This window comes from Micromonospora rhizosphaerae, from assembly GCF_900091465.1.
In the GTDB taxonomy this organism is placed as follows: domain Bacteria; phylum Actinomycetota; class Actinomycetes; order Mycobacteriales; family Micromonosporaceae; genus Micromonospora; species Micromonospora rhizosphaerae.
In genome coordinates this window covers 917,386-929,199 of record NZ_FMHV01000002.1, presented here as the reverse complement: position 1 = coordinate 929,199, position 11,814 = coordinate 917,386, and the positions used below count along the sequence as shown (strand labels likewise).

The following is an 11,814-nucleotide window of genomic DNA, read 5'->3' as shown; positions in this document are numbered from 1 at the left end:
CCAAGCAGCGGATGTGCCCTCCGGCGTGCTCGACGACGTGTTCGAGGAACGGTGAGCCTGTCGTCGGGTTGCCAACTGCGATCCGGGTCCGCTCCGAGATCCGCCTGATCGCCGCGCCCCGAATTGGATCGCAGTCCGGGCCTCACCCGCCGTACGCTGCGGCGATGCTGCTGCGTATGTCGACCCTGCTGCTCCGGACCCTGCGCGAGGACCCGGCGGACGCGGAGGTGCCGAGCCACCGGCTCCTGCTCCGTGCCGGCTACGTCCGCCGCGCCGCACCGGGCGGCTACACCTGGCTGCCGCTGGGCAAGCTGGTGCTGGACCGGGTCGCCGAGGTGGTCCGGGCGGAGATGGCGGCGATCGGCGACCAGGAGGTGCACTTCCCGGCGCTGCTGCCGGCGGAGCCCTATCAGACCAGCGGCCGGTGGACCGAGTACGGCGACGACATCTTCACCCTGGCGGACCGGAAGGGCGCCGAGCACCTGCTCGCCCCGACCCACGAGGAGATGGCCGCGCTGCTGGTGAAGGACCTCTTCGCCTCGTACCGGGACTTCCCGCTGACCCTCTTCCAGATCCAGACCAAGTTCCGGGACGAGGCCCGGCCCCGGGCCGGCCTGCTGCGCGGACGCGAGTTCCTGATGAAGGACGCGTACTCGTTCGACCTGGACGAGGCGGGGCTGCAAGCGGCCTACGACCGACACCGCGATGCATACCAGAAGATCTTCGACCGGCTGGGACTGGACTACACGGTGGTGCACGCAATGTCCGGGGCGATGGGCGGCTCGGCATCGGAGGAGTTCCTCGCCGCCACCCCGGTCGGCGAGGACACCTTCGTCGGCTGCACCGCCTGCGAATACGCGGCGAACACCGAGGCGGTGACCACCCGCGCGCCGGCCGCCGGCGACCCGGACGCCCACCCGGCGACGGAGGTGCACGACACCCCGGAGACGCCGAGCATCGCGTCCCTGGTCGAGCTGGCCAACGCCCGCCGCCTCGCCGGCCGGGACGACTGGACCGCCGCGGACACCCTGAAGAACGTGGTGCTGACCGTCCGCCGGCCGAGCGCCGAGGAGGCGGAACTGCTGGTGATCGGGCTGCCGGGCGACCGGGAGGTGGACCTCAAGCGGGTCGAGGCGGCACTGCACCCGGCCTCCGTCGCGGTCTTCGACGACTGGGACGCGCACCCGGAACTGGTCCGCGGCTACATCGGGCCGCAGATCCTGGGCAAGCACGACATCCGCTACCTGGTCGATCCGCGGGTGGTCACCGGCACGGCCTGGCTGACCGGGGCGAACGAGCCGGGCCGGCACGCCACCAATGTGGTCTGCGGGCGGGACTTCACCCCGGACGGCACGATCGAGGCGGCCGAGGTGCGCCCGGGCGACCCCTGCCCCGCCTGCGGCACGGGCGAGCTGACCATGCGCCGGGGCATCGAGATCGGGCACATCTTCCAGCTCGGCCGCCGGTTCACCGACGCCTTCGCGGTCGACGTGCTCGGGCCGGAGGGCAAGCCGGTCCGGCCGACCATGGGCTGCTATGGCATCGGGGTGTCCCGGGCGGTGGCGGCGGTCGCCGAGCAGCACCACGACGAGCGGGGACTGGTCTGGCCGGCGGCGGTCGCGCCGTGCGACGTACACCTGGTGGCGGCGGGGAAGGGGCCGCAGCTCGACGCGGCGCTCAACCTCGGCGGACGGCTGGCCAACGCCGGCCTGCGGGTGCTGGTCGACGACCGCACGCACGTCTCGGCGGGGGTGAAGTTCACCGACGCCGAGCTGATCGGCATCCCGCGCGCCGTCGTGGTCGGCCGCCGTCTCTCGGACGGGTACGTCGAACTGCGCGACCGAGCCACCGGCGAGCGGACCGAGCTGCCGCTCGACGGCTTGGTGGAGCGGCTGACCGACGAGGTACGTGGGGCGCGCAACGACCGGGTGTAGCGGACGAGCCACCGGGTACCGCTCTCGGATCGACCGAGGTGTTCGGAGGCTCTCATGTACCGGGTCAGTGACGTGATGACCAAGCAGGTGGTCTACCTGCCCGCGGAGACCAGCCTGGACGAGGCGGCCAGGGTGATGAAGGAGTCGGACATCGGCGACGTGGTGGTCACCGAGGGGGCCACCCTCGCGGGCATGCTCACCGACCGGGACATCGTGGTGCGGGCGGTGGCCGAACGGGCCGATCCGGCCACCACCACCATCGGCTCGATCATCACCCGAGAGGTGGTGATGATCGAGCAGCACTCGACCGCCAGCGAGGCGGCCACGCTGATGCGCGAGCGCAACATCCGGCGGGTACTGGTCTGCGACAACGAGCGCAAGCTGGTTGGCATCGTCTCCCTCGGCGACCTGGCCATGCAGCTCGACCCGAACTCCGCCCTCAGCGACATCAGCGAGGCCGCCCCGAACATGTGACCGCCGACCCGGCGCCCTTCGCCGAGCCGGGAGGGCGCCGGGTCGACGGCGGTAGCCTCAGGGGATGCCCGAGATGCCGACCAAGCTGGCCGAGATCGTCGACGAATTTGCCGCCGCGCCGCGCGAGGTGGTACTGGAGATGCTGCTCGAGTACGCCGACGTCATCCCGCCCCTGCCCGCTGAGATGGATCGGGAGGGCATGGAGCAGGTGCCGGAGTGCCAGACCCCGTTCTTCCTGCGCGCCCAGGTCAAGCCGGACGGGACGCTGCTGACCTGGTTCGACTGCCCGCCGGAGGCGCCCACCACCCGGGCGTTCGCGGGCATCCTCGCCGAGGGGCTGGCCGGGGCGAGCGCCGAGGAGGTGCTGGCCGTCCCGGACGACCTCTACCAGCGGATGGGGCTGGCCCAGGCGATCAGCCCGCTGCGCGTGCGTGGCGGCACCGCGATCCTGGCCCGGCTCAAGCGCCAGGTCCGGGAACAAGCAGGCTGAGCTGGGAGTTGTTTCTGATCATGGAGATCGAGATCTACGCCGACGTCGTCTGCCCCTGGTGCTGGATCGGCAAGCGCCGGCTGGAGCGGGCCCTCGAGTCGTACGACGGTGACGTCACCATCCGGTACCGGCCGTTCCAGCTCGACCCGACGCCGGTCACCGAGCCGAAGCCGCTGCTTGAGGCGCTGGCCGCGAAGTTCGGTGGCCGGGAGCGGGCCGAGGCGATGTCCGCCCAGGTGTCGCAGGTGGCCGCCGGGGTGGGGCTGGAGATGCGCATCGACCGTGCCGTACACGCCAACACCTTCGAGGCGCACCGGCTGATCCGGTTCGCCACCGAGCGCGGTCGGGCCGGCGAAATGATCGAGGCCCTCTACCGGGCGCACTTCGCCGACGGGGTCGATGTCGGCTCGAAGGACGAGCTGGTCAAGCTCGCCGCCGCGGTGGGCCTGGACGAGGCCGCGGCGCGCGACTACCTGGACTCGCCGGCCGGCCGGCGTGAGGTGGCCGCCGATCTGGCCGCCGCCCACCAGCTCGGGGTGACCAGCGTGCCGACCTTCGTGCTCGCCGGCAAGTACGCGGTCACCGGCGCGCAGGAGCCGGAGACGCTGCTCGCCGCCCTCACCGAAGTCGAACGCCGGGAGTCGGCCGCCTGACGGCCATCGACGCCGGCAATGTTTCACGTGCAACAACATCGACGGCGGTGACGAGCTAGGCGGGCTTGGCCAGCCCTTCCACCACCGTCGCCCGGGGCAGCACGCCGAGCGCCGGGCCGGGCAGCGCGATCTTGCTGTGCCGTACGCCGGATCCGATGATCACGTGCGGGGTGGCGATCACCCGCGAGTCGACCAGGATCGGCCACTGCTCCGGCAGGCCGATCGGGGTGATGCCGCCGTACTCCATGCCGGTCAGCTCCACCGCTTCAGCCATCGGCGCGAAGCTCGCCTTGCGCACGTTCAGCATCCGGCGGACCACGCCGTTGACGTCGGCGCGGGTGGTGGCCAGCACGACGCAGGCGGCGTACCGGATCTCGCCCTCCCGCTTGCCGGCGACCACCACGCAGTTGGCCGACACGTCCAGCCCCACCTCGTACGCGGCGCAGAAGGCGGCCGTGTCGGCCAGCTCCGCATCGATCGGCGCGACCAGCACGTTGTCGACGTCCACCGGCGCGTCGGTCGGCCACCGCTCGATCGCGGCGGCCACCGGCGGCGCCAGCAGGTCCGGCCGGGTGCAAGCGGGTTCTGTCTTCAGCGTCCCCATCACGGCTGCGATCCTCGCACCCGCGCCGGGGGATCCGCTCGGCGACGTGCCGACCAGCCCGCCTGCTGGACGGGGAGCGTCAGCGGCCGGTGAGGAACGCGTTGTCGCGGGCGAACCTGCGGTCCTGCTCCGCCGCGAACTGCTCGGCCTGGAGCACCTCGGCCCGGTGCGCTTCCACGTCCTGCATACCGTGCCGGACGCCGAGCCGGACCACGCCGTAGAGGAAGACGAACCCGAACACGTAGAGGATCATCGTGGTGACGAAAACGAACATGGGGTCACGGTAGGGCGAAGGTGAACGGGAAAAGCCTTCATCTTCGGTCGGTTCCCCCATACGTGTCTGCCCGCTGGTCCCGCCCACGTCCGGGTGCCGGTCGGGGTCGCCGTGGCGGTGAGCCCTCCGGACCGCAGTGCCCTGCCCAGCCGCCCCCGGGATCCGTACCGGCAGCAGCGGTCGGCGGGAGTTGCGGGCGGCGCGCCAGGCGCGTACCGCCTCGTCGAAGCGGAGCGCCTGCGACGCAGGTCAGGCGGTCGCGGCCGGCACCACCACCCGGCCGGCGAGCAGCACGCCGAGCAGCCCGCAGCCGGCGGCCAGCGCCAGCGTCGCCGCGTAGGCGGTCGGCCCGGGGGCGGAACCGGCGGCGAGCACGGCACCGGTCACCGCCAGTACGGTGGCGGCGAACAACGAGTCGCCCAGTTGCAGCGAGGAGCTGTTCCGGCCCTGCTCACCGGGAGCGGACAGGGCCAGGGTGAGCACCGACAGGGACGGGTAGAGCAGCCCCATGCCGAGCCCGGCCGTGGCCCAGCCGAGCACCGCGAGCGGCACCGGCACGGCCGGCAGGACCGTCAGCGCCACCGCGGCCGTACCGGCGGCGACGCAGGTCAGCCCGGCCCGGGGCAGGGTCGCCGACGACCTCGGGGCGGGAATCCGCCCCTGCAACCAGGAGCCCGCCGACCAGGAGACCGCGCCAACGGTGAGCACCAGTCCGGCCGCGGTCGGGGAGAACCCGCGCTCCCGGGAGAGCATCAGCGGGATGACCACCTCCGCTCCGGCGAACGCCGCCGAGGCCAGACCGCGCAGCCCGATGACGGTGGACAGCCCCCGCCGGGCCCGCAGGAAACCGGCCGGCAGCAGGCGCGGTGCGCAGCAGAGCAGCCCGAGCAGCGCCACGGCCACCAGTCCGGCGGCGAGCGCGCCGCGCTGCTGCCCCCCGTAGTGCAGCAGTGCGGCGCTCGCCCCCGCCCCGCAGGCCCAGCCGATCCGGCGCAGCGCGCCGGCCGGCGGGCGGACCGGCGCCGACGCGCCGAGCGCCCGCAGACCGGGCTGGATCAGCAGCACCGCCGGCACCGCGACCGCCGGGACCGCCAGGAAGACCCACCGCCAGCCGACGTGCTCGACGATCAGCCCGGCCAGCGCCGGCCCGACCAGCGACGGTACGACCCAGGCGGCCGCGAAGGCGGCGAACACCCGCCGCCGCAACTCCTCCGGGTACGCCTGACCGACGATCACGTAGAGCGCGACCGAGAGCAGACCGGAACCGAAGCCCTGCACCACCCGGCCGACCACCAGCACCCCCATCGCCGGGGCGCCCCCGGCGACGAGCAGCCCCACCACGAACCAGGCCACCCCGTGCCACATCGCCGCCCGGGGTCCCCGGGCGTCGCACCAGATGCCGGAGACCACCATCGCGACCACGCCCGAGGCGAACGGGCCGCCGAAGGCGAGCGCGTACAGCGCCAACCCGTCCAGACTCCGGGCGACCGTGGGCATGGCGGTGCCGACCGCCAGCGCCTCGAACGCCAGCAGGGAGACCAGGGCGACGCTGCCCACCGTCATCGCCCGCAGGCGCGGGGCGTACAGGTGCTCGGGCGAGGCGGCCGGAGCGGCGGTGGCGGTCACCGCCGGCCCGGCGTGCGGAGCACCCACACCGGTCGGGACGCGGGTGCCGGTCGACGGTGGCCGGACGGGCGCCGGGGCGGATCGAGGTCCCGGCCCACTTCGAATCTGAGCAGTTCGATGAGCATGGGCCCAGCTTCCGACCTCAACCCGGATTGAGGTCAACGGCGCGTGAGCCGGGTCTCGTCACGCCGACTCCAGCGCCTCCCCGAGCCCCTTCACCAGCCCGGACATGTGCTGGTCGGCAAGCACGTGTCCGGTGGTGATGACCAGGGCGATCGGCCACTCGATCACCTGGAGCGCGGCGAGCACCCCGAGCCCGGTGTAATAAGCCAGCTTGTCCGGCGGCGGCACCGCCACCTCGCCGAGCATCGGGATCTCCACCCGCCGCCCATACGTCCGGACCGACTCGTGCGCCCCGCTGAGCTGTCGCGTCAGTGCGCTCATCCCGGCCTCCCCTGGTTCCGGCAGCTACGTCAGCGGCATTCCACCCTCGACCCGGTCCATGCACCCGGCCAGCACGGGAAACTTCCCCCGCTCAGCGGGCATAACGGACTCGCCGGCGGGAAGCCAAGCCGTCGGGACGAGGCGCGGGAGGCGAGATGGCGTACGGGCGGCGCGGCGGCGACGGCACCGGGGAGCGTGGCCGGCGGTTCGGCCGTACCCCTCGATGACCTCGCTGGGTCGGGTCGCCGGCCGCCTCCGGCCGCCGGTCGGCGTGCCGGACACGGTCGCGCACGCGGCCCGGTCCGTCGCCGCGCTGCTGCCGGACGCCGCCCGGACCGCCGGCGCCGCCGTGCCGCGCACCGTCGGGCAGGCGGCCCGGACCGCCGGCGCCGCCGTACCGGCACCGGTCGCGGACACGGCCCGCGGCCTCGGCTCCGCCGCGACCCGGGTGGCCCGGGCCGCCGGGCTGACCAGCCGCCGGGTCTGGTCGCGGGACGGGCGGCACCACATCGAGGTGCACGGCGTCTGCCAGGACGGCGGGGACCGGTTGGCCCGGCAGGTCGAGCAGGCGCTGGAGCGGGTGCCCGGGGTGGCCTGGGCCCGGGTGAACGCCCCCTCCGGCCGGGTCGTGGTCGCGGTCGAGGAGCCGAAGCCCAGGCTGCGGAACCTGATCGCCACGGTGGCCCGGACCGAGCGGGTCTGCCCGTACGAACCGGACCCGGAGATCCCCCCGCCGCACCCGCCCGAGGAGGGGCCGCGCACGCCGCGCACCCTCGGCGCGCTGGCCTCCGACGCCCTCGGCCTGACCATCTCCGCCGCCACCCGGATCCTGCCGTTCACCCCGGTGCCCGCCGAGGTCGCCGGGTTTCTCGCCGCGATCGACCTGCACCCGAAGCTGCACGCCCTGGCCGACCGGGGCGTGCGCGCCGACCCGCGCGCCGACCTGCTCTTCCCGCTCGCCCAGGCGGTCGTGCAGGGCCTGACCGGGGGCTGGACCGGGATCGTGCTCGACGGCACGCAGCGGCTGGTGCAGTGGGGTGAGGCCCGCGCCCAACTCTCCGCCTGGACGAAGGCCGAGCCGAGGCTGACCGGCGACCCGGAGCGCGCCGTCGCCCGGGTGCCCACCGCCGAACGCCCGTGCCCGCCGCCGGACGGCCCGGCCGAGCGGTACGTGCAGCGGGCGCTCCCGGTCGGCGCGGCGGCGGGTGCCGCCGCGGCGCCGGTGGTCGGCCCGAAGCGGGCGGCCGCGCTGGCCCTCTCCTCGCTGCCGAAGGCGCCGGGGGGCGGCCGCGAGGGGTACGCCGCGCAGCTCGGCCGGATGCTGGCCCAGCGCGGGGTGGTCGCGATGGACCGTAGCGTGCTGCGGCGACTCGACTGGATCGACACGGTGGTGCTGGACGGGGCGGTCCTCGGCTCGGACCGGGGCGTGCTCGCGGACCTGGCGCCGCTGCCGGGCGCGGACACCAGCCAGGTCGCCGCCCGGGCGTTCGCGCTCTTCGACCCGGACGCCCCCGACCGGTTCCACCAGGCCGACGGCTGGCGACTCGGGCCGCTGGACCGGATCGACGCCGACGATCCCGGGGACACCCCGGACAGCCGCCGGCTCCGGGACGCCGGCGGCATGCTGCTCGGCTTGGCGCACGGCGACACCCTCGCCGCGGTACTGCGGGTGGAGCCGGAGCCCGCGCCCGGCGTCGACGCCCTACCGACCGCGGCCCGGCAGGCGGGACTGCGGCTGGTCGTGGCCGGCGACGACGACGGCCGGTACGGCTACGCCGACGCCGTCGTCCCCGGCGGCCCGCAGCTCACCGAGTCGGTACGCGGCCTGCAGCGCAACGGCGCGGTGGTGATGCTGGTCTCCGGCGAGCGCTCGGCGCTCAGCATCGCCGACTGCGGCCTGGGCGTGGCCGGTCCGGAGGACCTCCCCCCATGGGGCGCCCACCTGCTGGTCGGCACCGACCTGCGGATCCCGGCGCTGCTGATCGAGGCGACCGGCGTGGCCCGCCGGATGACCCAGCAGAACATCCGCATCGCCATGGCCGGCACCGGTCTCGGCGCGCTGGCCGCCCTCACCGCCGACCCGCGGCAGCTTCCGGGCCGGACCCTGAGCGCGGTGAACGGCGCCGCCGCGCTGGCCTTCGGGCACGGCGTGTGGCGCGCCCGCCGGCTGCCGGACCGGACCCGGTCGCCGGTGCCGACGCTCAGCGCCTGGCACCTGATGCCGGTGGAGACCGTCCTTCGCCAGCTCAACACCGGCCCGGCAGGACTCACCGACAGCGAGGCGGCCCGCCGGCGCGGCGCGGCCACCGGGGCGGCGCCCGGCCCGCACGGGCTGCTCCGCGCCTTCGTCGACGAGCTGTCCAACCCGCTCACCCCGGTGCTCACCGCCGGGGCGGTGCTCTCCGCCGCGTTCGGCTCGCTGGTCGACGCCGCCCTCGTCGGCGGCGTGGTGGGCGGGTCGGCGCTGATCGGCGCGGTGCACCAGCGCAACACCGAGCGCTCGCTGGCGGAGCTGTTGTCCCGCGCGGCGGTGACCGCGCGGGTGCTCCGGGACGGCGCCGAGCGGGCGGTCGCGGCGGAGGAACTGGTGCCGGGGGACGTGGTCGCCCTCGGGCCCGGCGACGCCGTCCCGGCCGACTGCCGGGTGCTGACCTCGGACGGGCTGGAGGCCGACGAGTCGTCGCTGACCGGGGAGTCCCTGCCGGTGGGCAAGACGAACGAGCCGGTGGTGGCCACCGCCGTCGCGGACCGCCACTCCATGCTGTACGACGGGACGACCGTGGCCGCCGGACGCGGCACCGCCGTGGTGGTGGCGACCGGCGAGGAGACCGAGGCCGGCCGGAGCCTCGCCATGGCCCGCCAGGCGCCCCCGCCCAGCGGGGTGGAGGCCCGGCTGAGCCGGCTGACCAACGCGGCCGTACCGCTGGCGGCCGGATCGGCGGTCGCGGTGGCCGGGGCCGGGCTGCTCCGGGGCGTACCCCTGGCGGCGACGGCCGCGACCGCCGCGAACCTGGCCGTCGCGTCGGTGCCGGAGGGGTTGCCGTTCCTGGTCAGCGCGGCGCAACTGGCCGCCGCCCGCCGGCTGGCCGAGCACGGCGCCCTGGTCCGCAACCCACGGACGATCGAGGCGCTCGGTCGGGTGGACGTGCTCTGCTTCGACAAGACCGGCACCCTGACCGTGGGGCAGCTGCGGCTGGCCGGGGTGGGCGACGCCGCCGGCGCCCGGTACGCCGCGCCGGACCGGCTCGACGACAGGTTGCGGCTGACCCTGGCCACCGCACTGCGGGCCACCCCGGCGGCGGCCGACCCGGACGAGCTGCCCCAGCACACCGACCGGGCGGTCCGGCGGGGCGCGGAAGCGGCGGGGGAGGTGGAGCAGACCGGCGCGCCGGGCTGGGAGCCGGTGGGTGGGCTACCGTTCGAGCCCTCCCGCGGCTACCACGCCACCGTCGGGCGGACCCGGGACGGGCTGCTGCTCAGCGTGAAGGGAGCGCCGGAGACGGTGCTGCCCCGGTGCGCGGCCTGGCGCACCGGCGAGGGCGACGAGCCGCTGGACGAGGCGGGTCGGGCCGCGCTGCACGGGATGCTCGCCGAGCGGGCTCGGGCCGGGCACCGGATCCTCGCCGTCGCGGAGTGCACAGTGGGCACGCCGACGGTGACCGACGAGGAGGTCCGGGGGCTGATCTTCGTCGGCTTCCTGGCGCTCGCCGACGGGGTACGGGAGAGCGCCGCGCCGGCCGTCCGGCGGATCCGACAGGCCGGCGTGCACACCATCATGATCACCGGTGACCACCCGGCCACCGCCGAGGCGATCGCGGCGGTCATCAGCCCGGACGACGGTGGCCAACGGGTGGTCACCGCGACCGACCTCGACCGGCTCGACGACGACGCCCTGGGCGAGCGGCTGGCCCGGACCGACGTGGTCGCCCGCTGCACCCCGGCCCACAAGGTGCGCCTCATCCAGGCGTTGCAGAAGCGCGGCCGGACGGTGGCGATGACCGGGGACGGCTCCAACGACGCGCCGGCGATCCGGCTGGCCGACGTGGGCATCGCCCTCGGCCAGCGCGGCACCCCGGCCGCCCGCGCCGCCGCCGACCTGGTGGTCACCGACGACCGGCTGGAGACCATCATCGCCACCCTGGTCGAGGGGCGCGCGATGTGGTCGTCGGTACGCCACGCGCTGAGCATCCTGGTCGGCGGCAACCTGGGCGAGATCGCGTTCAGCGTGCTTACCGCCGGGGCCACCGGCCGCTCCGCGCTGACCGGGCGGCAGTTGCTCCTGGTCAACCTGCTCACCGACCTGGCGCCGGCGCTGGCCATCGCGGTCCGGCCGCCCGCTGCGGACGGGGCCGACCACTTGCTCCGAGAGGGGCCGGACAGGTCACTCGGCGAGACCATGACCCGCGAGATCGGGTTGCGGGCCGCCTCCACCACGCTGGGCGCGACCGCCGGTTGGACGCTGGCCCGGTGGACCGGGCGACGTCAACGGGCCGGCACGGTCGCGCTCGCCTCCCTGGTCGGCACGCAGCTGGGACAGACCGTGCTGGCCGGTGGGACCAGCCCCACCGTGCTCGCCTCCACCGCCGCCTCGATCGGCGTGCTGGTCGCCGTGGTCCAGACGCCGGGCGTCAGCCAGTTCTTCGGCTGCACCCCGCTCGGCCCGGTGGGCTGGAGCATCGCCGCCGGCTCGGCACTCGGCGCCACCTTCGCCAACGGCGCGCTGACCCGCCTGGTCGACCGCCTTCCGCAGCGCGGGGTCCGGCCCATGACCGCCGACGGCGAGGGGCCGTCGGACCGCTGATCGCCGGCACCCTGACGCCCGCGTACGGCGATCGCCGCCTCCCGGCGCGGGGGCCGGCGATCGGTCGAGGCGGGCTTCAGCCCCGCTCGGAGATGGCCTCGATGAGGTCGCCGACCGGGCGCTCGGGCAGCGAGCGGGCCACGTCGGCGACGGCGACGATCCCGACGAGCTGATGCCCGTCGATCACCGGCAGCCGGCGTACCTTGTGCTTACCCATGGTCCGGAGGATCTCGGCCGCGTCGTCGTCCGCGCCGATGGTCACCGCCTCACCCTGGGCCAGCTCACCCGCGGTCACGCTGCCCGGGTCGCGGCCCACGGCGAGCACCTTCACCACGATGTCGCGGTCGGTCAGCATGCCCTTGAGCCGGTTGTCGTCGCCGCAGATCGGCAGCGAGCCGACGCCGAGCTCGGCCATCCGCCGGGCCGCCACCTTGAGGTCATCCTGCTCCCGGACACAGGTCACGTCACTGGTCATGATTTCGCGTGCGGTCGGCATTGGCATGACACCTCACTT

General features: G+C 74.9%; 10 protein-coding genes. 5 read left to right on the top strand and 5 right to left on the bottom strand.

Annotated features, from left to right (window positions below; translation table 11 throughout):
• The first annotated feature begins 164 nt into the window (after positions 1-164).
• From GA0070624_RS04500 to GA0070624_RS04485, 4 genes are all read left to right on the top strand, one after another.
• Positions 165-1,934 (top strand): proline--tRNA ligase, encoded by a 1,770-nt coding sequence (locus GA0070624_RS04500; protein WP_091336897.1) that lies wholly within the window; start codon positions 165-167, stop codon positions 1,932-1,934.
• 54 nt (positions 1,935-1,988) lie between these two features.
• Positions 1,989-2,408 carry a CBS domain-containing protein gene (locus tag GA0070624_RS04495; protein WP_091336896.1) on the top strand — a complete coding sequence of 140 codons (420 nt, stop codon included), beginning with the start codon at positions 1,989-1,991 and terminating at the stop codon, positions 2,406-2,408.
• A 64-nt stretch (positions 2,409-2,472) separates the two neighbouring features.
• Positions 2,473-2,898 carry a SufE family protein gene (locus tag GA0070624_RS04490; protein WP_091336894.1) on the top strand — a complete coding sequence of 142 codons (426 nt, stop codon included), beginning with the start codon at positions 2,473-2,475 and terminating at the stop codon, positions 2,896-2,898.
• Positions 2,899-2,918: 20 nt separating this feature from the next.
• Positions 2,919-3,551 (top strand): DsbA family oxidoreductase, encoded by a 633-nt coding sequence (locus tag GA0070624_RS04485; RefSeq protein WP_091336892.1) that lies wholly within the window; start codon positions 2,919-2,921, stop codon positions 3,549-3,551.
• A 55-nt stretch (positions 3,552-3,606) separates the two neighbouring features.
• Here GA0070624_RS04485 and GA0070624_RS04480 read toward each other — a convergent pair whose 3' ends face one another.
• The 4 genes from GA0070624_RS04480 to GA0070624_RS04460 form a co-directional block, all read right to left on the bottom strand.
• Positions 3,607-4,155, bottom strand: a complete 549-nt coding sequence (locus tag GA0070624_RS04480; RefSeq protein WP_091336890.1) for a YbaK/EbsC family protein — start codon at positions 4,153-4,155, stop codon at positions 3,607-3,609.
• Positions 4,156-4,234: 79 nt separating this feature from the next.
• A complete protein-coding gene (locus GA0070624_RS04475) occupies positions 4,235-4,429 on the bottom strand; it encodes a hypothetical protein (RefSeq protein WP_091336888.1) in 195 nt (64 codons plus the stop codon).
• A 249-nt stretch (positions 4,430-4,678) separates the two neighbouring features.
• A complete protein-coding gene (locus GA0070624_RS04465; RefSeq protein ID WP_245718658.1) occupies positions 4,679-6,082 on the bottom strand; it encodes an MFS transporter in 1,404 nt (467 codons plus the stop codon).
• A gap of 156 nt (positions 6,083-6,238) precedes the next feature.
• The gene (locus GA0070624_RS04460) at positions 6,239-6,499 is read right to left on the bottom strand and encodes a hypothetical protein (RefSeq protein ID WP_091336885.1); all 261 of its coding nucleotides are present in this window, start codon (positions 6,497-6,499) and stop codon (positions 6,239-6,241) included.
• Between the two features lie 223 nt (positions 6,500-6,722).
• Between GA0070624_RS04460 and GA0070624_RS04455 the strand changes: the two genes are divergently transcribed.
• Positions 6,723-11,300, top strand: a complete 4,578-nt coding sequence (locus GA0070624_RS04455; protein ID WP_091336884.1) for a cation-translocating P-type ATPase — start codon at positions 6,723-6,725, stop codon at positions 11,298-11,300.
• A 76-nt stretch (positions 11,301-11,376) separates the two neighbouring features.
• Here GA0070624_RS04455 and GA0070624_RS04450 read toward each other — a convergent pair whose 3' ends face one another.
• A complete protein-coding gene (locus GA0070624_RS04450) occupies positions 11,377-11,796 on the bottom strand; it encodes a CBS domain-containing protein (protein WP_091336882.1) in 420 nt (139 codons plus the stop codon).
• Between the last annotated feature and the right edge of the window lie 18 nt (positions 11,797-11,814).

Coding starts and splice junctions, on each gene's coding strand:
- GA0070624_RS04500 (WP_091336897.1), top strand. CDS start 165: ATGCTGCTGCGTATGTCGACCCTGCTGCTCCGGACCCTGCGCGAGGAC.
- GA0070624_RS04495 (WP_091336896.1), top strand. CDS start 1,989: ATGTACCGGGTCAGTGACGTGATGACCAAGCAGGTGGTCTACCTGCCC.
- GA0070624_RS04490 (WP_091336894.1), top strand. CDS start 2,473: ATGCCCGAGATGCCGACCAAGCTGGCCGAGATCGTCGACGAATTTGCC.
- GA0070624_RS04485 (WP_091336892.1), top strand. CDS start 2,919: ATGGAGATCGAGATCTACGCCGACGTCGTCTGCCCCTGGTGCTGGATC.
- GA0070624_RS04480 (WP_091336890.1), bottom strand. CDS start 4,155: ATGGGGACGCTGAAGACAGAACCCGCTTGCACCCGGCCGGACCTGCTG.
- GA0070624_RS04475 (WP_091336888.1), bottom strand. CDS start 4,429: ATGTTCGTTTTCGTCACCACGATGATCCTCTACGTGTTCGGGTTCGTC.
- GA0070624_RS04460 (WP_091336885.1), bottom strand. CDS start 6,499: ATGAGCGCACTGACGCGACAGCTCAGCGGGGCGCACGAGTCGGTCCGG.
- GA0070624_RS04455 (WP_091336884.1), top strand. CDS start 6,723: ATGACCTCGCTGGGTCGGGTCGCCGGCCGCCTCCGGCCGCCGGTCGGC.
- GA0070624_RS04450 (WP_091336882.1), bottom strand. CDS start 11,796: ATGCCGACCGCACGCGAAATCATGACCAGTGACGTGACCTGTGTCCGG.